Origin of the sequence: Mesorhizobium sp. M0833, assembly GCF_040319905.1 — a bacterium.
Taxonomy (GTDB): Bacteria; Pseudomonadota; Alphaproteobacteria; order Rhizobiales; family Rhizobiaceae; genus Mesorhizobium.
The window spans coordinates 52,829-76,377 of record NZ_JAMYOQ010000009.1; the positions used below are offsets into that span (position 1 = coordinate 52,829).

Sequence of the window (23,549 nt, forward strand, 5' to 3'; positions counted from 1 at the left end):
GTTCATGAACTGGTGGAACTCTCCTCTGGTCTACATCGTGTTGCTCGGCCTCGCCGGGATCGTCGTTTGGTCTCTCATCCCCAGACGCTTCGCCAATGCGAAGCTGGTCGTCCAACTCGCCTTTTTCGTCGCGATGTCGGCCATGGTTCTCCACCTGCGCGTCGTGCCGTACGAGGCCGCAGGGGACAACGAGACAACCGGAGGAGCGATCCTCATCGGCTCGGTCAAGCTGCTCTGGTGGGTTCACCTTGCCTGGGCGCTGATCGGATTTGTCCGTATCTATCTCGTCTTTGAGCGAAAGCCGCGCGAGGCACGTCTCCTGCAGGACGTCGTGGTCGGCATCGTCTATGCTGGAATGTTCCTGTCGATCCTGGCGTTCGTCTTTGCAGTGCCGGTCGGAACGCTCATTGCCACGTCGGGCGTGTTTGCCGTTATGCTGGGACTGGCGCTCCAGAATACGCTTGGCGACGTATTCTCGGGGATCGCGCTTAACCTCGGCCGCCCTTACGTGCTTGGAAACTGGATCATTCTGGGCGACGGAACCGAAGGCCGCGTTGTCGAGACCAACTGGCGGTCGACTCAACTCCTTACCCCGACCCACAATGTCGTCGCGCTGCCAAACAGCCTTCTCGCCAAGATCGGGGTAACAAATTTAAGCGGTCCGGACGAGAGCCATGGACTTGCCGTCACCGTCAAGGTGGCGCCAACGAAGACGCCGGCGATCATCGTAGATCTCATGCGCACTGTCTTGCTGAGCTGCAATTCAATCCTCCAGGACCCTTCGCCTTCGGTTACCATCAGAAGCCTGGATGCCGCAGCTATCGAGATCGAGTTGTCGTTTCGCGTCGCAAGTATTGACCAGCGAAGTACCGCTCGGAACGACATCTTCGATCTCATTTATCGCCATTCAAGGTCGACCGGCATGCTGCTGGCGCAGCCACTTTCGGCTTCGATTGCCATGACCAACCGGCCGAGCCACGAGACGGCAGCCTCGCAAGGCTTCACCCCGATCGACCTCATCAATTCCATACCGGTATTCTCGGCTCTGACGGGTACCGAGCAGGAGTCGCTCGCCAAAGCGGCCTCGGTTCGCACCTACCATAAGGGCGAGATCATCGCACGACAGGGAGAGATGCTGCCGTCGCTCATGATCGTACGGACGGGAGTCATCGTGCGGCAAATTGGCGAGGACGATGATCAACTGAAGGAGATCGGCCGGCTTGCACCTGGCGATTTCTTTGGCGAGACCGGATTGCTCGCCGGCATTGGCGAGATGTCGAGTTTGCGGGCAATGACCCCCGCCACGGTCTACGAGATAGACCAGGAAAGCTTTGCGCCGCTGCTGCACGACAGGCCCGAAATGGCCGAAGATCTTGCCGCGATCCTGTCGATGAGGGTGTCGGCATTTAATGAAAGCGGCATCGCCGGACAGCACCACGCGAGCTCCAAATTCGCGCTCCTCAAAGCCATTCAGACGGTCTTTCGCGCCGCTCCGTTCAAGCGCGTTCGAGCACCTGGCTGACAAGGCATGCAGAAGGACAGAGATCCATGACCATCCGCCAAAGCGATATCACAGGCATCGATCCAGCCGGCTATCCTTGATTTTGCGGACGGACTGAAGGTAGGGCGCGTATTGCCCTCCTCGAATCGCCTCATGATCGGGCCCTTCGTCCTGTTCGACCATTTCGGCACCGCTATATTCGACACAGGTCACGGTTTCGAAATGGCACCGCATGAGAAGGCAGCGGATGGTGACCTCTGCGCCGCGACGGCTTTACGCCGCTGGCACGAGCAGACCACTACGACATCAAGTAGAGATCGTTCATCGTTTCCTCGTCGAGCAAACCGTCGAACCAGACGTCGAAGATTGTCTCGAGCAGGAACTCCTCGTTGCTTGCTTCGGAAAACAGCGTGAGGGACGCGTGCACCTTCTTCGCATCAACCTCACCGAAGACAGCGCGAGCGCTCAGGCCGGAGAGCCGTTGCAGGGCGCCAACGCATTCCCGATAACGGCCTCCGAGGATCGGAAATGAGAGATAGGCGCTGGCTTCGTCGAGCGATGTGATTGCATATGGCTCAGGCGCTGCACCACTTTGCCTTGTGGCCAACCTTGGGAAAATGAACTCCATGTAGGGAGTGCACATCATCCCTCGACGTAGAATGGCCAGCGCGTCGTCGTAGACCGGATCCTGTGCGCTGACGAACCTCTGCAAATCATACTCGTCAGGCATTTGGATGGATCCTTGGGAAACCCTCAACATTCGTGCCCATGACTAGCCGCCGACGACATCTGCATAGTCGGGTGCTTGGCGAAAAAGCGGCTCATGAGGGGACATTTCAAGATCGCTTTACGGCCGGTTTTGCGGAGCAGTTCGAAGGTCCCGTGGGCCAATTGCGACGCGATCCCTTGTCCGGAAAATTCCGACGGGACTTCGGTGTGTATCAGCGCAACCTTCCCGCCCTCGAGCCGACAATAGGCCGCCGCAAACATATCGCCGGCGATCGGCAGCTCGAAACGGTGCTGTTGGACGTTTTCGACGACTTGTGCATCCATCTTTATCTCTCGATTGTATGTCACGTTTGTCACCGGAGGCAGATTGGCGGGCCGCTATCGCATCGCAGGCAACCGCAGAGTGACGGTCGTGCCTGCCCCAAGTGTGCTCTGAATATTGATGCTTCCGCCTGATTGCTCGGCAAAGTGCTTCACCATCGGCAAACCGACGCCGCCGAGGCCTTCGCTTTTGGTGGTGAAGAACGGATCGAAGGCGCAGACCATCGTCTCGCTGGTCATCCCGATACCGTTGTCCGCGACACGGATATCTACCTGACTGGCGGCAGAGTTTTCAGAGGCCACGCCGGCATCGATCGAGATGAAACCGCCGTCAGGCATTGCATCGCGCGCGTTGAACAGAAGATTCAGAACCGCATTTTGCAATCCAAAGCGATCGCATCGCACCAAAGGCAGGTCGGACCCGACCCGAAGCTCAAGACCGAAATTGGCGTCCAAGGCGCTCCGTACGAGGGTCTCGATCTCAGCCAGGCAAGCACCTACGTTTGTGTATTCGATTTCAGCGTGGCTCTCTCGGGCCAGGCTGATGGTTTGCCGGACAAGGCCCCCGGCCCGTTCCAAAGCCGTTTTGGCGCCGGCTATTATAGGCCCGAGCGCCGGAGCCGCTTGGACGCTCGGATCGCGGGCCAGGTGGTTCAACGCCGACGAGGCGACCTGAATGAGATTGCCCAGGTCATGGACGATGCCGGTCGTCGACATTTGCACGGACATACCACTTCCAGGGCCATCGGGCGGGCCGTCGAAGACATCTTCTTTTATGTCCGGACGAAACATTTCATTCCCAGCTGGCTAAGTCGTCACCTATCTGCTTCAATACGCTATAATTTGCGACCTTTATTTTCTACTATATCTAAGAAGACGCCGATGCATACTTCCGTATATTCAATCGCCAGACCATGCTCTATTGGTAGCCGATCCCGCTGATGTAGTTGGCAAGCAGCCGTTCCTGCAGTTCCTCTTGTTTAAAGAGCGCCTTCATCGCATCACGGATATCGAGGACGCCTAGCGGTTTCGAGTCAGCCCCGAGCACCGGCACATTCTGCAGGCCTTGCGCGGCCATGGTCTGCCAGACTGAATGAAGATCATCATCGGGACCACAGGACACGATGGACCGGCTCATCAATGCCGCAATCGGCGCTTCTGTTGGCCCTGAATTGGCCAGATGGCGGACAAGGTCGGACTTGCTCAGCACGCCTGCCGCCTCCCCACTGCCGTGGCACACCACGACCAGGCCTATTGCAGGCCTGGAAAGTGAGAGTGCCGCACTGCGGAGTGGAGCGTCGACATCGACCACCATAAGACGGGCCGATATTACTGGATGCAGACTGTCAATGCGCATGACGCCCTCCTGAGAGCGCCTCGCGGCCGCGGCCGGGAGGCTGAGATCGGTTCCAGTGTTGGTCGCCGAGCTCGGCGACTTTGCCCGGCCGCTCAGAATGGCTCACAAACAAGCGCCATTCTGACCCATTCCAAAGATTAGCTCAGTGCTGCTTTGCTCAGGCCAAACTTCGCATCGCCTGAGCCCGGGACGGGTTTGAAGCCGATGTTCAGACGGTTCCAAGAGTTGACCGCCATGACAACGAAGGTCAGATCGGAGATTTCCTTCTCGGAAAGCTGCGACCTGACCCGATCGTAGATCTCGTCCGGGACACCCTGCTCGGGCAACTTCGTCAAGACTTCCGTCCATGCCAAGGCTGCACGCTCGCGAGGAACGAACAAGGTCGAATCCCGCCAGGCTGCCAGGTGGTAAAGGCGCAGTTCGCGCTCGCCATGAATCTTTGCCTGTTTGACGTGCATATCGAGGCAGAAGGTGCACCCGTTCAGCTGCGCGGCTCGGACGGCAACAAGATCCCGGATTGGCTCTTCGATCGACCCCTCTCGCGTCGCACCAAGAAATTCAATAAATTTCTTTAGAAGTTCGGGCGACTGCTCAGCATAACTCGCGCGTTGGGCGGCGGCTTTTCCTTTCAGAGCGACCGGTGACGCTGCAATATTCATTACTTTATCTCCTTGAGGTGTTTGCAATCCATTGCAGCGTAAGGATGACCGGCGAGCCAAATTGTTGCTATCGTGCCCGATGATATGTATTGCCATTCAATAGGTCGGCGCGCCTAAACCGAAGTATAGGAAGCGGTGGAACGCTGCCCTCGGCAATTCGCTTTGCCGCAGGCATGCGACAGGCGCACAGCGTTTTGGGTCATATGAAGGGGTCGGCTGAGCTGGCCGGCGTCGATCGGGAGACCTGGATCGAAACTGCGTTCACTCTTCGAAGGGAGCGTTCATCACAAGATCAACTGCTGAAGTCGCCTTGTAGCCTGAAACAAAGCGCTCGCCGAAGTCCCGGGCAAAGTTGTCGTAGGTGGTTTCGGGCCTGATCTCGGCGATATGGCAAAAGCATCGCGTCATCCGCCGCTTCATCCCGAGGCGCGGAAACTCACCGATGATCTTTGCAATCTCGGCTGACGAAATGAGGCTGTATTGCAAGCCGACGACATCGAGACAGATGCCGGCTGTGCAAAGCGCCACCTCAGCCTCCTTGTAGAGGCCGATCGACGGCGTCGAATTGAGGGCGACGCTGTCCCAGATCAATTGGGCGCGCCGCTCGTCGAAGCCACCTTCCCGAACGAAGGTGCGGGCAAGATCGGCGCCTTCCACTTCGAAACGGCGCGGCCCGGCGAAGTCCTCATTGAGCGTGATGTCATGCAACAGGGTTGCAACGGCAACAACCTCCGCGTCGTGCTGGATATTCTGAATCTGTCCGATCCGGGCCGCGAAAAGCCAGGATCGGACCACGTGGTTGAACAGGTAGGGTTCACATCGCTGGCGGGCATGTTCGATCGCTCGGCCAACAAGCGGTGTATCGGGGACCAAAATCCCCGCAAGTGTGCGGCTGGCGATCGAATTCATGTCACTGACCGTCCTTTCGCATACGCCCCGATGGTCCCGGGGGCTACGATTTCATTTCGCGTTCGTCGTCAGTTCCGTCTCGCTGGTGTCGACGACGAAAACAGCAAGCAGACGAGCGCCTTCCGTCTTGCTGGCGTTTTCGCTGACGGCATGACGGTCGCCCGGGAATTCGGAGAAACTCTCGCCGGCGCGATAAGTCTTCACCGGCCCATCGTTGACCTGGCTTCGGATCGCCCCCTCCAGAACCGTGGCATAGATGAACGCGGATTTGGGATGGGTATGGGCCGGCGACGTACCCCCCGGCGCGTACTCGACGAGCACGGCCTTCATGCTCTTGCCGGGCACGTTTGGAAGGGCCTGGTCGTAGACAAGCTTCACGCTGGCGGCGTCATTGGCCATTGCTGCGGTGACGGAAGCGACGGTGAGCGCGGCGCAGAGAAGTGTTCTGATCATGTCTGGTCTCCTTGTTGTGAGAATGGCCTATCCGATGATTGCTTATTTCGGTGGCGTGTATCGGCTGAGCCAATCATCGAAACGCACGGCGCCGATGCGCGCATTCTCGCCGGGCACCAGCGTTCGGTCGTCGATTGCCACTTGGCCGTAGTAGAGCGCGCCGGGATCCGGGACGACTTTGCGCGGGTCGTTGGTGGCCTTCAGGAAGCGCTCGACAAGTTCGCTCATGCGAACACGCTCCGGGCCGGCAATTTCGATCATGCCGTTCAACGGCGCGGCAAGCGCGACGTCCGCCATCGCATCGGCAACATTATCAGCCGCCATGGGTTGGAAGTAGGCCGGCGACATATGAATGGTATCTCCGACGGCGCCCGTGTTTGCGATGGCGGCTGTGAATTCGAAGAACTGAGTGGCGTGAACGATGGTGTAGGGAATTCCGGACTCTGTGATCAGCTTTTCCTGAAGCAACTTGCCGCGGAAATAGCCCATGCCCTGCAGCCGGTCGGTACCGACGACGGACAGCGCCACGTGATGACGGACGCCGGCGGCCGTTTCGGCGGCAAAAAGATTACGCCCGGATGCCCCGAAGAACTCCAGGGCAGCCTTTTCCTCGAACGACGGCGAGTTCGCCAGGTCGACGACGACCTGCGCACCGGCAAGCGCGGACGCCAGACCCTCTCCCGTAACGGTGTTGACGCCCGAATTCGGCGACGCCGCCAGCACGTCGTGTCCTTTGTTTCGCAGCCTCTCCACGGTCTTTGAACCGATCAGCCCGGTTCCGCCGATGACGACGATCTTCATGTCTGGTCTCCTGGTCTTGCGTGTCTATTTTCGTTGCTCGATCGGATGCAGGCGTTTCCAGCCTGCTATTGACTGACCGATGCAGCAGCATCCTCGATGAGTGACGTGACCTCGTCGGGGTGCGAAACCATGAGCGCGTGGGACGCACCCTCGATGACGACGGTCTTTACCGCGTGCGCACGCTTGGCCATGAAGCTCATGACGGCTGCCGGGATGTTGCGGTCATCCGAGCCGTAGATCATGTAGGACGGCAGCGTCTTCCATGAGGCGACGCCCGAGGCTTCAGCCAGAGCCGCCTGCGCAACAGGACGTTGAGTGGCAGCCATCAGCAAAGTCTGCTCTTGCGGAACGTCGGCGGCGAACTGGGCGCGGAACTTGGCCGGCTCGATGAAGAGGTCTTGCCCGCCGTCCGGCAACGCTACCGGAGCAAGCGCGCTCCCCAAGGTGCTGCCGGGAAACATGCTGGACAACGTAAGGCTCGATTCGCCGGTATCCGGCGCGAAACCCGCCACGTAGACCATCGCCTTTACATTGGGATTGCCATTGGCGGCCTCGGTGATGACAGGCCCGCCATAGGAATGCCCCACCAGCACGACCGGCCCGGAAACCGACCGGACGATGGCTGAGACTGCTTTCGCATCGCTGGCAACGCCGCGGAGCGGATTAGCTGCGGCTATCGCTACATAACCGTCTTTGCTGAGCTTGGTGATGACTGCGTCCCAGCTCGACGATTCCGCGAAGGCGCCGTGCACTAGTACGATCGTCGGCTTGGGCTGAGAATTGGCGGCCTGCGCCATCCCGCCGCTCGACGCGGCCAGCGCTGCGGTGAGCGCCAGGGCTCGAGTTATGTTTCGCATTTGCTTTCTCCCGTGTGGCCTGTGGTGACCAATGCTCAAGAGAATGCGCCGACGCAGCCCGCCAACCTATTGTGCGGAAGGGTCTGTCATACAATGCCAAGGTGCAGGGTAGGTCACCGGGGAGATCAGGTGCCTGCAGCATAATTGAGGTGTCTATGCCGGGTGTGCATTGTCGGCGGACGCCGGAACAGACACTGAGGGCGCGCGGCCGGAGAGCTGTGTTTGCAAGACGCCGCTGCCGCCGTGGCGAGACCTGGCGACCCGACTTCTCTTGCGCGTCGATCCCTGCAATGCGACTTGCTATTTACGTGGCTCAATTTGCGCCACGTCGACAAAACGTGTCGCCTCCGACCTATTTGGCGCGACTCGTGCGGCAGCTTCCCAAAAAATTTTCGTGAGGAAGACCGATTGCTCAGCCGATAACCGGCAGTCTATTGGCGGGATCTCGCAGTCATGGCTCACAGCACTGCCATCCCGCCATCCACCCGCAGATTGATACCCGTGACGAAACTGCTCGCGTCCGAGGCAAGGAACAGAGCAGCTTTTGCCAGCTCGTCCGGCTGCCCCATCCGGCCCAGGGGTATTGCCTCCGCCATCGCCTTTTCAAACAGCCCGCGCTGCTCAAACGGTATGCCTAGCTTATCGAGAATAGCCGTATCCACCGGACCTGGGCTGAGCACGTTGACCCGGATGCCGCGAGACTTCAGTTCGATCGCCCAAGCGCGCGCAAAGGCATTTATGGCCGCCTTCGAGCCCGCGTAAACAGCATGACCGTCCAGAACCTTCTCGCTGGCGAGCGAGCCTGTGAGGATGATTGCGCCGCCGTTCCGCATGATCGGAATCAGCTTCTGGACGCCGAAGAAGACGCCTCGCGTGTTAACGGCAAATTGCGCATCATATTCTGCCTCGGAGACGTCGGCCGAGTGCGTGATGGTGTTTATGCCGGCGTTCGCCATATAGATGTCGAGCGCCCCGAACCTCTGGCGGATCTGCTGCGCTACCTCGTCATGGTGCGACACGTCGGCCACATTTCCCTGAATGCCCAGCGCGCCTGCCCCGATCTGTGCGACCGCTTCCTCGACCGCCTGCCGCCGGCGGCCGGTAATGACGACTTGCGCGCCCTCGGCCGCAAAGATTTTTGCAGCCGATAGTCCGATCCCGCTGTTTCCGCCGGTGACCACCGCGATCTTGCCTGAGAGTGCGCCCATGTCGTTCCTGCCTTCGAAAAATTGTGCCGGTGCTGCTGCGATGGTCGCAACTGCTGGCCAAGAAAATTTCACGCCGAATTGAGACCGCCAAAATGAGCGGCAATCGCAAACGGCTACCGATTGATAAACTCCCGGCGATTAGCCAGTTTGACGTCCTCGAGAGCGCTTTGGCCTTCAAGGCGCGGCGGCGACCCCGGCGATCGCCTCCGCGCTGCACAGGCGCAGTTGCCCGAATGGCAGCGCTGTCGCGGCATATGTTTGCCGCCTTTGCCAGCGCTCCAACTCGATGGCGCAGTGGTTCGGTTCCACAATCCGGGACATGAGCCGACAGAACCGGCATTCAGGCCACCGCTCGGCTATGCGAGCGCACAAGGTTTGACCTGGCGCGCCACCTGAAATGCTGTTCAGGGCGCGCGAAATATTGCCAAAGGTGGTCATCGGCGGCTCCAAGGAAGTGCGGACAACATGCGGTCGTGTCTGAGGGCGTACTATCCTTTGATGAAGGCGAGCAGGTCAGCATTGACCTGATCCTGGTGCGTGGCCGTGATCCCGTGGGGCGCGCCGGGGTAGTAGATATCCTTTGCGCCTTTGATCAGTCGGGCCGACTTGACTGCCGAGTCCTTGACGGGGACGATCTGGTCGTCCTCGCCATGCAGGACCAGGGTTGGTACGTCGAACTTTTTGAGGTCCTCGGTAAAATCGGTCTCGGAGAACGCCTTGACGCTTTCGTACGCGTTGACGAGACCCGCCTGCATGCTCCAGAGCCAGAACTGATCCAGAGTCCCCTGGGAAACCTTAGCGCCCGGCCTGTTCGCGCCATAAAACAACGGTGCGAGGTCCCGGTAGTACTGCGAACGATCCTTGACGAGGCCAGCCCTTATGCCGTCGAATACCTCGATCGGCAGGCCTTCCGGATTGGCCGGCGTCTTCACCATGATCGGCGGAACAGCGGCGATAAGAACAGCCTTGGCCACCCGCTTCGTCCCGTGCCGTCCGATATAGCGAGCAACCTCGCCTCCTCCGGTGGAATGCCCGACCAGCGTGGCGTCCCGGAGATCCAGCGCCTCGATCACGGCTGCAAGATCGTCCGCATAGCCGTTCATGTCGTTGCCGGACGTGGCCTGGCTCGATCGGCCATGGCCGCGCCGGTCATGCGCAACGACGCGAAAGCCGTTATGGGCAAGAAACAGCATCTGGCCGTCCCAGGCGTCGGAATTCAGCGGCCAGCCGTGCGAAAATGTGACGACAGGACCCTTGCCCCAATCCTTGTAGTAGATTTCGGTGCCGTCCTTGGTCGTGATGGTGCTCATCGTCTTGGTTCCTTTGATGGAGGGGGAAGAGGAAAGCTTTTGTTTTCGGCTCGCGGCCGAAGCAGCGCGGGGCAGTCCGGCGGCTACCGTAGAGATCAGGCCTGCCAACAAGACATCGCGGCGAGATCCGCCGACGGAGAAAAGTCCGTCTTTGTTCATCATGTCCATCCATGTGCTTTGAACATCCTGCTCACCATCACGACCGTCGAGTCGGCCTGTGCGGTCGCGTTCGGGGAGGAGCGAGCGAGGAGCGGTAGAAACGCGACGGTCGTGATGCTTGCGAGGAACAGGATGCACCGATCCGGGCCGCGAACCTATTCTACCGAAGCATCTGTCATACGATGCCAAGGTGCAGGGCAGGCACGCCGAGGATAGGGGCGGGCTAAGGCAAGCTCTTATAGACACACGTCAATTTAGGCTCGGGTAGCGGCGCGGGGACCGACGCGGCATGGCCGGCGTCAGTTGTTGTTGCATGGAATGTTGCGAGTTTGTCGGTCAGGCTGGGGCCGCCAAGGAGCGCCGCTCAATGGTAACCGATGTTGGCGCGGGCCTTGCCGCGAAACACCCAACAGGACCACCGATGTACATCAGGATCACCCCCATCAGCACGAGCGTACCGACAGCAGGAAGGCCTGGGGCGCGCAGAGGAAGCAATTTCCCGCAGCCTGAAGCAGCCGGGCGCGCCGGGCGATCCTATTGGATGGGGCACGGATCGGCTTGTGCCAAATTCTAGGCCTGGCGCATCGGCGCGGGCAGCGTTTCCCATGTCCTGATCAGCTCGCCGATGGAAGCGGCCTCCATCTTGCGCATGACATTGCCGCGATGCAGCTTGACCGTCACTTCACTGATGCCGAGGTCGAAGGCGATCTGCTTGTTGAGGCGTCCGCGCGCCACTTCTCGCAGAACCTCGCGCTCGCGCGGCGTCAGCGTCTCGACCCGCTCTACATTGCGCTTGACGATCACCGCATCCGCCCGCCGCTTGGCGTCCACCGCAATGCCCGTGATCACGGCGTCAAGCAGCGTTTGATCCCGCACCGGCTTGGTGAGAAAGTCCACGGCGCCGGCCTTCATCGCTTGGACAGTCATCGGGATATCGCCATGCCCGGTCAGGAAGATGATGGGTTTGGGGTTGCCGTTTTTCGCAAGATGGTGCTGCAGATCGAGACCGCTCGTCCCTGGCATGCGCACGTCGAGGATCAAGCAGCCGGGACTTTCCAACACATCGGCGTCAAGCAATTCGCGGGTCGAGGTAAAGCTGACCGGCAGGAAACCCGCCGACAGGATCAATTCCGACAGCGCCTCCCGAACAGAGGCATCATCATCAACAATAATGACCAGCGGCTGCTCGGCTTCAGCCCTCCGCTGCTGTGATGACGGCGTCGATCTCCGTAATGGCAATTGGTCAACTGTCATGTTTAGGCTCCGTTCTTGGGTTGCGTAAAGCATCGCCGATCGCCGCAAGCAGGGCCTGGCCATCGAAGGGCTTGCAGAAAAGCCCGCCAATGCCCTTGGCGCGGTGCTGATCCACTATCTCGTGGCGACCGGTGATCAGGAACACAGGCAGGTCCGGACGCGCCTTCTTGACCAGGTCACGAAGTTCAAAGCCGTCCATGCCGGGCATCCCGATGTCGGTGATGAGCATGTCCAATCCAGACAGGCCGCTGACCAGCAATGCCCCCGGCGACGAGAAGCTGCGGGCCACATAGCCGGCGGACTCCAAGAGGTCCTCCAGCGACTCGAGCAGTCTTGGGTCATCGTCGACAATCGCAACGACAGGCCTCCGCTTGCTCACCCTCAGCTCCCCCCTGCCCGGCGCGAGTGCGTGATCGGTATTCCCAATCGCTCGGCGATGCGCACTAGGTCGGCGAGCGACGCCGCGATCATCTTCTGCATGACGTTCCTTCTATGAATTTCCAGCGTAACTTCGCTGATCCCTAGTTCAGCGGCGGCCTGCTTATTGAGCAGGCCGCTGACCACCAGCGGCAGCACCTCACGTTCGCGCGGCGTCAGCTCGAGATAACGTTGCTTCAACACGCCCAGCTCGGCGCGCTCCGATCGCTGTATCCGATCCTGGGCAATCGCCGCATGGATTGCGGCCATGAGGTCTGCATCGCTGAAGGGCTTGGTCAGGAAATCCACGGCACCGTGCTTGATCGCACGCACGGAGGACGGGATATCGCCATGTCCTGTCAGGAAAACGATCGGCGGATGATCGCCCTCGGCAATCTGCCGCTGCAGATCGAGGCCGTTAATATCCGGCAACTCGATATCGAGGATGAGGCAGGCAGGGACGTCCGGCTTGTCAGCGCGGATATAATCGCCCGCCGATCCGAACGCTGCGGCACGCAGGCCATGTGCGGCCAGCAGCTCACTAAGCGCCTCCCGGATGCGTTCATCGTCATCTACGATGAAGACAATTTGGCCGTCCGTCGTCATGACGCCGCTTCCATTTCAACCCGCAACGTGAAGATAAACGTCGCTCCACGTGGTTCGTTCTTCTCGACCCATAGACGCCCGCTGTGGGACTCGATGATTGAACGGCAGATCGCCAGTCCCATGCCCATCCCTTGCTCTTTCGTGGTAAAGAACGGTTCGAATATCCGGTCGGGAAACTCGACGCCCCGGCCGCGATCTCTGACTTCGGTCTGGACAACATCCCCGATATGGCGCACGCGGATGCTGATAACTCCGTCATCCGCACCAGAGTCCATCGCCTCCATGCCGTTGCGAATGAGATTGACCAGAACCTGCTGGATCTGGACGCGATCGAGCGCGACAGGCGGAATGTCGCTTCCGACATCAACGCTGATGCGAACGCCCCGCCGCATCGCTTCCTCGGTCACGAGGTCGCGGGCCTCTGCGATGACACTGCTGAGCGCCGCATTGGTCCTCGTCTCGGTGGATTGCTTGAACAGCGCGCGGATGCGGCCGACGACGTCCGCCGCCGAATTGGCGTCCCGGATAATGCGCTCGGCCGTAATCTTCGCGCGTTCGACGTTCGGCGGGACGGCGCCCAGCCAACGGTGGCATGCATGGGAATTGGCGACGATCGCGGCCAGCGGCTGATTCACCTCGTGCGCGATCGAAGCGGAAAGCTCGGCGAGACTTGCAGCCTGAGTGGCTTGCGCGAGTTTGTCGGAGGCTTGTCGCAGCGCTTCCCGCGCGCGCACCTCTTCGTCGATGTCGAGGGAAACCCCGTACCATTGCACAACCGCCCCGTCTTCATCACGCCGCGGCTCGACCCTGCACTCCGCCCAGCGATAGCCATCTTTTTCGCGCCAGCGAAACCGCATCGCGGAACCGCCGCCTGTTTCGAAACAGGTCAGCAACGTGCGCAGCACCTCGGGAGCATCTTCGGGATGAACCAGTTCTTGCAGCAATTCCTCGATGCGCGGCTCTCCGAGTGTTTCGACATTGGCGATGACGGCGCGGAAATGGTCCTGGTATCGCTTGTTGAAGTAGACCGGCCCGCCGGTCGGCACCGCGCTCCAAATGCGGACCGGCACAGCGTCGATCATCTGCTGAAGCTGCAATTCGCTCCGCCGCAGCGCCTCTTCGGCTTGCATCTGATCGTCTATGTCGTGACAGAGGCCGTACCACTGCACGATCAGGCCAGCGTGATCGCGCATCGACTCTGCCCGACTCGACATCCAGTGATAGACCCCATCGGCGCGGCGCAGGCGATACCTCATGGAGAAGCGCTCGCCGGTAGCAAGGCAGTGACTGAGCGTGTCGCCGAATGCTGCTGCGTCGTCCGGATGGACGGTGGCCGCTATCATCGCCGCCAGCCGGCCGATGCCCTGTTTGTCCAAATCCGTTACGTCAAGGCCGAGAAAGTCGACCATTCGCTTGTTGAAAAAGGTCGGCTCGCCGTCCGGCGTCAGGCGCCAAACGTGGCTCGGAACCATGTCGACAAGCTGCGAGAGCTCCCGCTCCCGGTCGCGCAATGCCTCCTGCGCGCGCACCTCATCGTCGATGTCGATGCTGGCCGTGTACCATTGGACGATCGCTCCACTCTGGTTCCGCAGCGGCTCGGCGCGGCCTTCCCTCCAGCGGTAGACACCGTCAGCGCGACGCAGGCGATACCGTATGGGACAGGGTTCGCCGGTGGCGAGGGAGCGGCTGAGCCATTCTCTCATCCTGGGTCCATCGTCGGGATGGACGGCTGCCGCGACTACGGTCGCCAGGCGGCTCGTGCCCGGCTTGTCCCAGCCCGCGATGTCGTTGAGGCCGATATAGTCTGTCGTGCGCTTGCTGAAGAAGGTTGGTTCGCCGTTGGGCGCCATGCGGGCGATGTGAGCGGGAATCATTTCGACCAGCAACGAGAGTTCTCGCTCCCGCTCCCGCAAGGTCTCCACACTTTGGTGCAAAGTGAGCACCGCCGCCTGATGCTGCCTGGAAATGGCGGCCACGACGAGCGCCGAAAATGCAGAGATGCCCAGAAAAAGCTGCAGCATGATCTGGTTGTGCTTCTGGGACTCGGGATCGCCGGCAAATTGGCCGGCACCGGATATCGTGAATACCGCCGTGATCAGAGCGAGAACGGTCAATGCTACGGCGGCGCCTCGGAACTCAAAGCGCACCGCGGCCCAAAGAAGGGGCGGCATGATGATGTAGGCGAAGGGTAGATAGCCGCTCAAGGAAAGGGCGGCGATCCCAAGAAAGATCAACCCTAGGACGCAAGCTTCCATCCACCGCGCTGCCGAGAGTTGCGCCTTGCCGCGCCAGTTCTGGAACACGACCAGCGCCAGTGGCGCTACGATCAGGACTCCCGTCGCGTCTCCGATCCACCACAGCGGCCAAGCCGTCACAAAGCTTTGCGATTGTATGCCAAACCACGCAAGCGCCGCACTTCCGACCGTGGCGCTTGCAACCGGCGCAACTCCAGCGGCCAGTACGACGAATGCGAGGACGTCCCGCAACGTTTCCAGCCGAACTGGGCGCTTGCAGGTCTGGTTCACAAGCCATGCCCCGGTCACCGCTTCAAGAGCATTGCCGGCAAAGATCAGGAAGGCCGCGGGCAGCGGAGTGTGGAACCACAAGAAGTTGCTGAACAGTTCTGCCACACAGGCCCCCAACACCCACCACGGCCAGCTGTACCTGGAGGCGAAGACAAGCGTAGCGATGAAAAGCCCGCTCGGAGGCCAAATGGAAATCCCTGTTCCAGGTATAATTGCGAGCGACTGGGCGAAGCCGCAGCCCACGACATAGGCCGTAATAAAAAGCCCCAGATGCAAGAATTGAGGGCGGTGCGACCAGACGCGCGACAACCTGCCTCTTTCAAGATCGCTGATCATGTTGCCGCGAATCAGGCCCGGTTCATTCGTCGCGAAAGGTCGGCCACTTCCTGGTCCGGATCGGTCCAAGTCATGCGTTAACGCGAGCGTTGCGTTGGAATCGGTCTCGCCAAGTGAGTTGGGCGCTATCGTCATCGGGTGCCCCTGACGGACAAACAAAATCTGGAGATTGTCGGCGCTTCGTGTAGCACTTGTTCTTGATAGCTGGACTGGGCTGACGGACTCACGTCGCCACCCTAATCCCGCCACGCCCCAACCGCACCTCATGGAAATCCATGCATTGCACGGGGCGGCGGCGCCCCTTCACCGAGAGCCGAAAAACCAAGCGCTTACTGAGCGCCGCCGGTGGCCGAGGTGTCGCCCGACTTATTGCGCAGCTTTCGCTTCAACCGGGAGAGTGAAGATGAATGTCGCCCCACGCGGCACGCTATTTTCCACCCAAAGGCGTCCGCCGTGAGACTCAATGATCGAACGGGAGATCGCGAGCCCCATGCCCATCCCGTTCCCTTTCGTTGTAAAGAACGGCTCGAATATCTTGTTAGGACGTTCGATACCCGGGCCTCGGTCGCTGACCTCGGTCTGGATCGTGTCCTCTATCCGGTGCACGCGCATCCCAAGAACCTTGTCGCCCGCGGTGGTGTCCATCGCCTCCATGCCGTTGCGAATGAGGTTGACCAGGACCTGCTGGATCTGGACGCGATCGAACGCAACCAGCGGAAGGTTGCTTTCGACGTCGATGTCCATGCGAACGCGACGCCGCATGGCTTCCTCGGCCATAAGGTCACGGGCTTCCGCAACGACGCTGGGGATCGGCGTACTGGTTCTCATTTCAAGCGAAGGTCTGAACAAGGCACGGATGCGGCTGACGACATCCGCCGCCGAGTTGGCGTCGCGGATGATGCGCTCGGCCGTGATCTTCGCGCGCTCGACGTTCGGGGGCTCGGCGGACAGCCAACGGTGGCATGCGTTCGAGTTGGCGACGATGGCGGCCAGCGGCTGGTTCACCTCATGAGCGATGGATGCGGAGAGTTCGGCAAGGCTCGCCGCCTGACTCGCACGCGCAAGTCTCTCTTGTGCCAGTCGAAGCTCCTCTTGTGTCCGCACCTCATTTTCGATGTCGAGGCAGATAACGTTCCATTGCACTATGGCGCCTTCAGCATTGCGCATCGGCGCGGCACGCGTCTCGACCCAGCGATATTCACCATCGAAGCGCCGCAGACGGTGCCGTCGCGCATACGGCTCGCCTGTGGACAGACAATGGGCATATCTTTCTTTGACGCCTGTCAGGTCGTCGGGATGAACACCGGCGTCGAGTGTGCCAGCCAGCCGCGACTTTCCCGCTTCGTCCAATTCCTCAAGATTGTATCCGAGGAATTCGCGGAGCTGCTGGCTGCGGTATATCGGTTCGCCATCCGGCGCGGCGCAATCGATCATTGCCGGCAGCGTTTCAACGAGCTGCCAGAGAGCGCGTTCTCTCTCGCGCAGCGCCGCTTCGACGCGCAGCTGATCGTCGATGTCGTGCGTAAGACCGTACCACTGGACAATACGTCCGCCGTGATCCCGCAGCGGCTCCGCGCGGCCCTCCATCCAACGATAGACGCCATCGGCACGGCGCAGGCGATACCTCATGAAGAAGCGCTCGCCGGTGGCAAAGCAGCTGTCGAGTGCTTCCTTCAGGCTGGCTGCATCGTCGGGATGGACGACGGTGGCAATGAAGGCCGCCAGCAGGCTCGTGTCCGGCTTTTCCGCGTCCGCTATGTCCAGGCCGAGAAAATCTATCAGGCGCTTGTTGAAGAAGGTCGGCTCACCGTTGGGAGACAGCCGCCAGAGGTAGCTCGGAACCATGTTGACGAGTTGAGAGAGCTCTCGTTCCCGGTCGTGCAACGCCGCTTGCGTGGTCACCAGGTCATGGATGTCGACGCTCACACCGTACCATTGGAGAATGCTGCCATCTTCGTCGCGCAGCGGCTCGGCGCGAGTCTCGGTCCAGCGATAGCCGCCGTCGGCCCGCCGTTGGCGATATCTCTGAACGTAAGGCACGCCCGTTGCGAATGAATGGCGGATCGCCTGCCGTGCGGTGTCGATATCGTCTGGATGGATGACGCTCAGCGACGGCGAGCCGTCCGGGGCCGTGATGTCATGGAGCGTGGCCCCGGTTACATCGGTGAACCGCTTGTTGACGTAGGATGGCGTCCCTTCCGGTGTCGTACTCCAGATCAAAGCGGGCACGGTGTCGATAAGCTGCTGAAGGCGCCGCTCACTTTTGCGCAACGCCGCCTGCGCGCGCACCTCATCGTCGATGTCGAGAGAAACCCCGTACCACTGCACGACCGTTCCGTCGTCATCGCGCCGCGGCTCGACCCTGCACTCAGCCCAGCGATAGGTGCCGTCTTTTTCGCGCCAGCGAAACCGCATCGCGGAGCCGCCGCCAGTTTCGAAACACCTCAGCAACGTGCGCTGCACCTCGGGAGCATCTTCGGGATGAATCACCTCGTGCAGCAACGTTTCGATTCCCGGCTCGCCGAGCGCGTCAAAGTTCGCGATAACGGAGCGGAAATGGTCCTGGTATCGCTTGTTGAAGTAGACCGGCCCGCCGGTCGGCATCACGCTCCAGATACGGACCGGCACGGCGTCGATCATGTGCCGAAGTTGTTGCTCGCTCTGCCGCAACGCCGCTTCGGCGTGCATCTGATCGTCTATATCGTGACAGAGGCCGTACCACTGGACGATGCGGCCGGCGTCATCGCGCATCGGCTCCGCCCGGCTCGACATCCAGCGATAGACGCCATCGGCACGGCGCAGGCGATAGCGCATGGCGAAGCTCGCACCGGTAGCGAAGCAACCACGGAGTGCATCGCCGAATGCTGCCGCGTCGTCCGGATGAACGGCGGCCTGTATCATCGCCGCCAGCCGGCTCATGCCCGGTCGGTCCAGATCCGCTACGTCGAGGCCAAGAAAGTCAACCATGCGCCCATTGAAGAAGATCGGCTCGCCGTCGGGATCGAGCCGCCAGATGTGACTCGGGACCATATCCACGAGCTGCGAGAGTTCCCGCTCCCGGTCGCGCAATGCTGACTCGGCCCGCTTCTGGTCCTCAATGTCTATTGTCGTGCCGTACCATTGAATGATGCGCCCCTGGCTATCGCGAAAAGGTCGTCCTGAGCTTCGAAACCAGCGATAGGCGCCATCGGCGCGCCGCAGGCGATGCTCGGCATCATAGGGATCGCCGGTTTCGAGGCAATGCCGCCATCTGGCGGCTACAGGATCATAATCGTCGGGATGGACGGCTCGACGCCAGCTGAACTCATCGTTGTCTTCGGAGGTGTTGAGACCCTCATGCGTGTTGCCGATGAACGCCAGGGTATTTGGGCTGACATAGGTGAACCTTCCGATGGCATCGGCTGCCCACGCGTTGCCGGGCATGCTCTCGATGATTTGCAGCGCGAGCGTTGCTTCGGGGTCGATTTCGCCAAGTGAGTCGGACGCTGCTGTCATTGGCTTCTCCTGTCGGAAAAAAAAGCCTGGGGAGGGTCAGCGCTTGATATAGCACTTGTTTTCAATATCTGGACAGGCGAACTCACCGCCTAAATCTAGTTCCGCCATGCCTCGGCTGCATCTCATGGAAATCCATGTATTGCGCGGAGATATCGCCGCTACGAGGCCCCTAACGATGGCCTCGCGTGAGGCTAACGCGGTGCGACACGCAGCCCGACGGCATCGAAGAGATGCATGCGCTCCGGCGGCAGAGCGAGGTTGATCGGCGGCCCTTGCGTTTCAACGCCCTGCTGCTGGAGAACGGCGATCAGTTTGGTGCCGCCGGCAATGGTGGCGTGGACAACGGTTTCCGGTCCCAACGCCTCGGCCAGCGTTACACGCGCTTCCACCGATCCCTTGCTGCCATTCGAAAGTTGGATGTCGTGTGGCCGGATGCCAAGCGTCGCGTCGTCTCCCGGTTTCAGCGCGACCCCATCGGCCGCGATCGAGGCTGAGAGCCCGCCTGGACCTTCGACACGCACCTCGGCGGCGCTTGCCGAACGCACCTTCACCGGCAGCAGGTTCATCCGCGGCGCGCCGATGAAGCCGGCGACGAACAGGTTGGCCGGCGCGTTGTAGAGATCGAGTGGCCGGCCGACCTGTTCGATCCGCCCCGAGCGCATGACCACGATGCGGTCCGCCAGCGTCATCGCCTCGATCTGGTCATGGGTGACGTAGATCATCGTGGTTGCCAGCCGCCGGTGCAGGCCCGCCAGTTCAGCGCGCATGGTGATACGCAGTTCGGCATCGAGGTTGGACAGCGGTTCATCGAGTAAAAAGGCGGTCGGATTGCGCACCACCGCACGGCCGATTGCCACGCGCTGCTTCTGGCCGCCCGACAGTTGACCGGGCCGGCGGTCGAGATAGGGAGCGATTTCCAGCATGCGCGTCGCTTCCGTGATCCGCGCGTCGATCTCGGCTTTGGGCATACGGATGTTTTCGAGGCCGAAGGCGAGGTTCTGGCGCACGCTCATGTGCGGGTAGAGCGCGTAAGACTGAAACACCATTGCCAGACCGCGCTGTGCGGCCGAAACGTTGGTGACGTCGACCCCGTCGATCTCGATCTTGCCGTCGGTCGGTCGATCGAGCCCGGCAATCAGCCGCAGCAACGTGGACTTGCCGCAACCCGACGGGCCGACGAGGACCAGCATCTCGCCGTCACCGACGTCGAGGTTGATGCCGTGCAAGATCTTCATCTTGCCGTACGCGCGATCGATGTTGGTCAGCGTTATCCGTCCCATGACATCCTCACTTCAGCCCGGTGCCGGCAATGCCGGAAGTGATGTAACGCTGCAGGAAAACGAAGACGAGGACGACGGGGATCATCGTCACCACGGTCATCGCCAGGATGTAGTGCCACTGCACGTTTAGCTGGCCGGCATAGGTATTGAGGCCGACCTGGAGTGTGTAGAGTTCCTTGCGCGACAGCACCACCAGCGGCCACAGAAAGTCGTTCCAGCGCCAGACGACCGAGAAGATCGCCAGCACGGCGAGCGCCGGTGCTGCAAGCGGCAATACGATGCGCCAGTAGATCTGCCATTCGGAAGCATTGTCCATGCGAGCCGCATCGAGCAGCTCGTCGGGGATGGTCAGCATGTATTGGCGCAGCAGGAAGACGCCGGTTGGCGTCGCCACGGTCGGCAAGATCACGCCCCACAGCGAATCGAGCAGCCCAACGGCGCCCACCACCGAATAGAGCGGCACCAGGATGACCGACAGCGGCACCATCAGCGTACCGACGATAACAAGCATCGTCAGATCGCGACCGCGGAACTTGTATTTCGACAAGGCGAAGGCGGCCATCGAATTGGTGAGCAGCGTGATCAGCGTCGCCATTGCCGTCACAAAAATCGAATTGCGCAGATAGCGCAGGAAGTCGAAATGGACGAAGGGCTCGGTGTAGTTCTCCGTCGCGAAGCCGATTTCGCGCACCGGCTGCCGGTCGGCGATGTTGATCTTCACGACATCGTTGGGCGCCTGCGGGTCCACCATCTGCGCCATGATGCCGATGCGCCGCACCTCGGCCAGCACCTTGGTCGAACCATCCGCCAGCTTCACCTTGTAGAGGGTCAGCGGTTTGTCGTAGCCTTCGACCCTCGCCTGTTGGCTGACATAAGGCATTATGGTCGGCGGGAACTCGGCGAGCTGTGCCGGCGTCTTGAATGACGAACCCACCAGCCAGACGGCCGGACCGAACATGATGACAACGCCGCCGAGCAGCCACAGCCAGCTCACGATATCCGTCCAGTGCCAGCCGCGACCGCCGCGCCGGCGGGTCAGGAATGTCACGACCCGGCTCATTCGCGGGCTCCTTTCCGCTCACCCCGGCGTCCGACCTGCAGCTGAACCAAGGTGAGCACGACCAGCACCAATCCCATCAGGATCGAAGCCGCCGAAGCCAGCCCCGGATTGCGCAACAGGGAGGCGAAGCCGATCTCATAGATATACTGCGTGATATAGAGGGTCGAAGTTCCCGGCCCTCCACCCGTCAGCACATAGACTTCGTCGAAGATCTGCACAGCGCGGATCAGCGTCAGTACGATGACGACAAGCAGATTCGGCATCAGCAGCGGCAGCGTGATGCGCCAGAACACCCGCGCCGGCTTCGTGCCGTCCATCTCGGCCGCTTCGTAAAGGTCGCGCGGGATCGCCTGCAATCCGGCAAGCAGGATGAGCGTGTAAAAGCCCATATGTGCCCAGACCGAAACGCTGACGGCGGCGGTGAAGGCCCAGAAACGGTCCGTCAGCCAGTTGTGCGGCTCGCCGCCCAGATCATGGACGATCAGGTTGAGCAGGCCCTGGCGCTGCAGGATCCAACGCCAGATCAGGCCGGTGACGACCGGCGACAGCAGCACCGGAAAGAAGAACACCGCGCGCCAGAAGCTGCGCCCGACGATCTCGCGGTTGAGGATCAACGCTGTCGCCATCGACACGACCGTCATCAGTGCCACCTGCACGACGACGAACAGGCCCGTATTGTGCACGGCCTTCCAGAAGAGATCCTCGTGGCAAGTGGCAGTGTCCAGGTAGTTGCCGCAATCGAGCAAGCGCTGGTATTGCTCGAGCCCCACATAGGTTCGGTCCTGCAGGAAATAGGCCGTTCCCGACGTGGCCGAATAGAAGAAGTTGATGATCATCGGCACCAGGACGAAAATGCCGAAGATCGCCATGTTTGGGGCGAGGAAGAACGCGGCCATGCCACCGGTGCCTGTCGCGCGCTGCCAGAACTTCAGCGGCACGTTGACGATCGATGCCAGCCAGACGACCGGCGCCGCGAGCGCGGCGCCAGTCCATGCCTTCAGTGTCGCGGCGGCGGTCACTTCGCCTCGGCAACCTTGTCGGCGATATCCTGGTCGATCCTGCCCCAGGCATCGTCGAGGCTGAGTTCGCCGGCCATCACCTGGCTGACGCGCGTCACCAGCGCGGCGAAGTAAGCGTTGGCCCACTTCCACGGCGGCAGCGCATCGGCCGCCGGCAGGGTTTCACCCGCCGCCTTGACGAACTTGTCGAGCGCCGGACCGACGTTCTTGTCGGCCGAGACCCATTTCAGCCCGCCCTTGTCTACGACGCCCTTGTGCGCGGGCAGAACAGCGTGCGCTCGCTGAATTCTTTCACCACGTCTTCACGGGCCAGATAATCCATGACCTTGGCGACGTCCTTGGGATTCTTAGTGTATTTGATGGCGACCAGCGCCGCGCCGCCCTTCACGCCCGAACATCCTGCGGTACCGCAGGGCGAGCCGGTTGCCACCCAGTCGAAACTATCGCCGATCTTGGTCGACAGATTGGCGACCTGCCAGCTGCCCGAATAGTAGAATGGGATCTGGGCGTTGATGAAGTCGTCGGCGGCCGCGCGATAGGTCGAGCCTGCCGCTGAAACCCAGGTATCCTTCAGCATCAGGCCCTTGGCGGTCCAGTCGACGAGCTTGCCGACGAACGCCTTGGTGCCGTCGTCCACTTTCGCCGGCATGCCATCGGGGCCGATATAGTTCGCTCCGAAGGAGACATTCGGACCCGAAATGCGGTGACCGGAACGGTCGATGGCGAAGGCAGCCGGAAGCTGCTGGCTCTTCGCCACCTCGGCGGCGGCGGCGATCCAGTCGTCCCAGGTCGCCTTGTCACCGGGCAGCGGCACGCCGGCCTGTTCGAACAGCGTCTTGTTGGCGAAGCCGCCGGTGAGCGTGAGCTGGGTCATGAAACCCGGGATGGCGTTGGAGCCATCGGGGCGCATCCAGTCCAGCGTGTCAGCGAAATTGGCCTCCCAATATTTCGGATCGGCCACCAGGGGCCTGAGATCGAGCCAGTGCTGGGCAAGCTCCTTGATGTTCGTGACGCGGGCGATGTCCGGCCCCTGGCCGGCTTCGAGCTGGATGGGCAGCTGCTCCTGGATCACCTTGTAGGCGACGTTGTCGAGCGTGACGTGGATGTCGGGATTGTCCTTCATGAAGCGGTTCAGAATGTCCTGGATGACATCGCCCTCGACACCGTCCGAATACCACATGATGCGCACGTCGCCGGCAAACGCGCTGGTCGATGCGAGCAGGCTGACCGATAGCGCGGCCAGCAAAGTGCGGGTCTTATTCATGCTTCGTCTCCTCCTTTACCAGGGCGGCG

General features: G+C 61.0%; 21 protein-coding genes and 1 pseudogene. 1 reads left to right on the forward strand and 21 read right to left on the reverse strand.

The genetic code is table 11. From position 1 onward, the window contains the following. Positions 1–4: 4 nt before the first annotated feature. Positions 5–1,522, forward strand: a complete 1,518-nt coding sequence (locus NKH98_RS12535) for a mechanosensitive ion channel family protein (protein ID WP_352898804.1) — start codon at positions 5–7, stop codon at positions 1,520–1,522. Between the two features lie 277 nt (positions 1,523–1,799). Here the strand turns inward: NKH98_RS12535 and NKH98_RS12540 are convergent, their stop codons facing one another. The 21 genes and pseudogenes from NKH98_RS12540 to NKH98_RS12640 form a co-directional block, all read right to left on the reverse strand. After that, positions 1,800–2,231, reverse strand: coding sequence for a DUF1810 domain-containing protein (locus NKH98_RS12540; RefSeq protein ID WP_352898807.1), 432 nt, complete (start codon positions 2,229–2,231; stop codon positions 1,800–1,802). Positions 2,232–2,254: 23 nt separating this feature from the next. Beyond that, positions 2,255–2,554, reverse strand: a complete 300-nt coding sequence (locus tag NKH98_RS12545; protein WP_352898808.1) for a GNAT family N-acetyltransferase — start codon at positions 2,552–2,554, stop codon at positions 2,255–2,257. Between the two features lie 54 nt (positions 2,555–2,608). Then, the gene (locus tag NKH98_RS12550; protein WP_352898811.1) at positions 2,609–3,343 is read right to left on the reverse strand and encodes a sensor histidine kinase; all 735 of its coding nucleotides are present in this window, start codon (positions 3,341–3,343) and stop codon (positions 2,609–2,611) included. Positions 3,344–3,470: 127 nt separating this feature from the next. Then, the gene (locus tag NKH98_RS12555; protein WP_352455793.1) at positions 3,471–3,908 is read right to left on the reverse strand and encodes a CBS domain-containing protein; all 438 of its coding nucleotides are present in this window, start codon (positions 3,906–3,908) and stop codon (positions 3,471–3,473) included. A gap of 137 nt (positions 3,909–4,045) precedes the next feature. Continuing rightward, a complete protein-coding gene (locus tag NKH98_RS12560; RefSeq protein WP_352898814.1) occupies positions 4,046–4,567 on the reverse strand; it encodes a carboxymuconolactone decarboxylase family protein in 522 nt (173 codons plus the stop codon). A 261-nt stretch (positions 4,568–4,828) separates the two neighbouring features. Further along, the gene (locus NKH98_RS12565; RefSeq protein WP_352804469.1) at positions 4,829–5,476 is read right to left on the reverse strand and encodes an HD domain-containing protein; all 648 of its coding nucleotides are present in this window, start codon (positions 5,474–5,476) and stop codon (positions 4,829–4,831) included. Between the two features lie 51 nt (positions 5,477–5,527). Continuing rightward, positions 5,528–5,929, reverse strand: a complete 402-nt coding sequence (locus tag NKH98_RS12570) for a cupin domain-containing protein (protein ID WP_352898816.1) — start codon at positions 5,927–5,929, stop codon at positions 5,528–5,530. 42 nt (positions 5,930–5,971) lie between these two features. Further along, positions 5,972–6,730: an SDR family oxidoreductase gene (locus NKH98_RS12575; RefSeq protein ID WP_352895689.1), complete on the reverse strand. Its 759-nt coding sequence runs from the start codon at positions 6,728–6,730 to the stop codon at positions 5,972–5,974. 65 nt (positions 6,731–6,795) lie between these two features. After that, positions 6,796–7,587: an alpha/beta fold hydrolase gene (locus NKH98_RS12580; RefSeq protein ID WP_352476717.1), complete on the reverse strand. Its 792-nt coding sequence runs from the start codon at positions 7,585–7,587 to the stop codon at positions 6,796–6,798. Between the two features lie 458 nt (positions 7,588–8,045). After that, positions 8,046–8,795: a glucose 1-dehydrogenase gene (locus tag NKH98_RS12585; protein ID WP_352476716.1), complete on the reverse strand. Its 750-nt coding sequence runs from the start codon at positions 8,793–8,795 to the stop codon at positions 8,046–8,048. Between the two features lie 174 nt (positions 8,796–8,969). Beyond that, entirely contained in the window at positions 8,970–9,233 is a 264-nt protein-coding gene (locus NKH98_RS12590; RefSeq protein ID WP_352476715.1) for a hypothetical protein, read from the reverse strand. Between the two features lie 50 nt (positions 9,234–9,283). Next, positions 9,284–10,267 (reverse strand): alpha/beta fold hydrolase, encoded by a 984-nt coding sequence (locus NKH98_RS12595; RefSeq protein WP_502894240.1) that lies wholly within the window; start codon positions 10,265–10,267, stop codon positions 9,284–9,286. A 567-nt stretch (positions 10,268–10,834) separates the two neighbouring features. Continuing rightward, a complete protein-coding gene (locus NKH98_RS12600; protein WP_254818664.1) occupies positions 10,835–11,518 on the reverse strand; it encodes a response regulator transcription factor in 684 nt (227 codons plus the stop codon). Further along, positions 11,508–11,897 (reverse strand): response regulator, encoded by a 390-nt coding sequence (locus NKH98_RS12605; RefSeq protein ID WP_352898820.1) that lies wholly within the window; start codon positions 11,895–11,897, stop codon positions 11,508–11,510. The genes NKH98_RS12600 and NKH98_RS12605 overlap by 11 nt, the downstream gene beginning before the upstream one ends. Positions 11,898–11,899: 2 nt before the next feature. After that, positions 11,900–12,541, reverse strand: coding sequence for a response regulator transcription factor (locus tag NKH98_RS12610; RefSeq protein ID WP_352476711.1), 642 nt, complete (start codon positions 12,539–12,541; stop codon positions 11,900–11,902). Beyond that, positions 12,538–15,375 (reverse strand): sensor histidine kinase, encoded by a 2,838-nt coding sequence (locus tag NKH98_RS12615; RefSeq protein ID WP_352899037.1) that lies wholly within the window; start codon positions 15,373–15,375, stop codon positions 12,538–12,540. Before NKH98_RS12615 ends, NKH98_RS12610 begins: the two co-directional genes overlap by 4 nt. A gap of 393 nt (positions 15,376–15,768) precedes the next feature. Next, on the reverse strand, positions 15,769–18,897 hold the full coding sequence (locus NKH98_RS12620; RefSeq protein ID WP_352898823.1) for a PAS domain-containing protein: 3,129 nt from the start codon (positions 18,895–18,897) through the stop codon (positions 15,769–15,771). Between the two features lie 191 nt (positions 18,898–19,088). Next, positions 19,089–20,177, reverse strand: a complete 1,089-nt coding sequence (locus NKH98_RS12625; protein ID WP_352898825.1) for an ABC transporter ATP-binding protein — start codon at positions 20,175–20,177, stop codon at positions 19,089–19,091. Positions 20,178–20,184: 7 nt separating this feature from the next. Then, positions 20,185–21,237 (reverse strand): carbohydrate ABC transporter permease, encoded by a 1,053-nt coding sequence (locus NKH98_RS12630; RefSeq protein ID WP_352898827.1) that lies wholly within the window; start codon positions 21,235–21,237, stop codon positions 20,185–20,187. Then, positions 21,234–22,256, reverse strand: coding sequence for a carbohydrate ABC transporter permease (locus NKH98_RS12635; protein WP_502894241.1), 1,023 nt, complete (start codon positions 22,254–22,256; stop codon positions 21,234–21,236). The genes NKH98_RS12630 and NKH98_RS12635 overlap by 4 nt, the downstream gene beginning before the upstream one ends. After that, positions 22,253–23,520 (reverse strand): annotated as a pseudogene (locus NKH98_RS12640) (ABC transporter substrate-binding protein). Before NKH98_RS12640 ends, NKH98_RS12635 begins: the two are co-directional and overlap by 4 nt. Between the last annotated feature and the right edge of the window lie 29 nt (positions 23,521–23,549).

What these genes read in the sequence shown, in the direction of transcription:
- NKH98_RS12570 (WP_352898816.1), bottom strand. Translation starts at nt 5,929, where the DNA reads ATGATCAGAACACTTCTCTGCGCCGCGCTCACCGTCGCTTCCGTCACC.
- NKH98_RS12590 (WP_352476715.1), bottom strand. Translation starts at nt 9,233, where the DNA reads ATGACCACCTTTGGCAATATTTCGCGCGCCCTGAACAGCATTTCAGGT.
- NKH98_RS12610 (WP_352476711.1), bottom strand. Translation starts at nt 12,541, where the DNA reads ATGACGACGGACGGCCAAATTGTCTTCATCGTAGATGACGATGAACGC.
- NKH98_RS12565 (WP_352804469.1), bottom strand. Translation starts at nt 5,476, where the DNA reads ATGAATTCGATCGCCAGCCGCACACTTGCGGGGATTTTGGTCCCCGAT.
- NKH98_RS12630 (WP_352898827.1), bottom strand. Translation starts at nt 21,237, where the DNA reads ATGAGCCGGGTCGTGACATTCCTGACCCGCCGGCGCGGCGGTCGCGGC.
- NKH98_RS12580 (WP_352476717.1), bottom strand. Translation starts at nt 7,587, where the DNA reads ATGCGAAACATAACTCGAGCCCTGGCGCTCACCGCAGCGCTGGCCGCG.
- NKH98_RS12575 (WP_352895689.1), bottom strand. Translation starts at nt 6,730, where the DNA reads ATGAAGATCGTCGTCATCGGCGGAACCGGGCTGATCGGTTCAAAGACC.
- NKH98_RS12585 (WP_352476716.1), bottom strand. Translation starts at nt 8,795, where the DNA reads ATGGGCGCACTCTCAGGCAAGATCGCGGTGGTCACCGGCGGAAACAGC.
- NKH98_RS12625 (WP_352898825.1), bottom strand. Translation starts at nt 20,177, where the DNA reads ATGGGACGGATAACGCTGACCAACATCGATCGCGCGTACGGCAAGATG.
- NKH98_RS12545 (WP_352898808.1), bottom strand. Translation starts at nt 2,554, where the DNA reads ATGGATGCACAAGTCGTCGAAAACGTCCAACAGCACCGTTTCGAGCTG.
- NKH98_RS12560 (WP_352898814.1), bottom strand. Translation starts at nt 4,567, where the DNA reads ATGAATATTGCAGCGTCACCGGTCGCTCTGAAAGGAAAAGCCGCCGCC.
- NKH98_RS12555 (WP_352455793.1), bottom strand. Translation starts at nt 3,908, where the DNA reads ATGCGCATTGACAGTCTGCATCCAGTAATATCGGCCCGTCTTATGGTG.
- NKH98_RS12550 (WP_352898811.1), bottom strand. Translation starts at nt 3,343, where the DNA reads ATGTTTCGTCCGGACATAAAAGAAGATGTCTTCGACGGCCCGCCCGAT.
- NKH98_RS12620 (WP_352898823.1), bottom strand. Translation starts at nt 18,897, where the DNA reads ATGACAGCAGCGTCCGACTCACTTGGCGAAATCGACCCCGAAGCAACG.
- NKH98_RS12595 (WP_502894240.1), bottom strand. Translation starts at nt 10,267, where the DNA reads ATGATGAACAAAGACGGACTTTTCTCCGTCGGCGGATCTCGCCGCGAT.
- NKH98_RS12540 (WP_352898807.1), bottom strand. Translation starts at nt 2,231, where the DNA reads ATGCCTGACGAGTATGATTTGCAGAGGTTCGTCAGCGCACAGGATCCG.
- NKH98_RS12600 (WP_254818664.1), bottom strand. Translation starts at nt 11,518, where the DNA reads ATGACAGTTGACCAATTGCCATTACGGAGATCGACGCCGTCATCACAG.
- NKH98_RS12535 (WP_352898804.1), top strand. Translation starts at nt 5, where the DNA reads ATGAACTGGTGGAACTCTCCTCTGGTCTACATCGTGTTGCTCGGCCTC.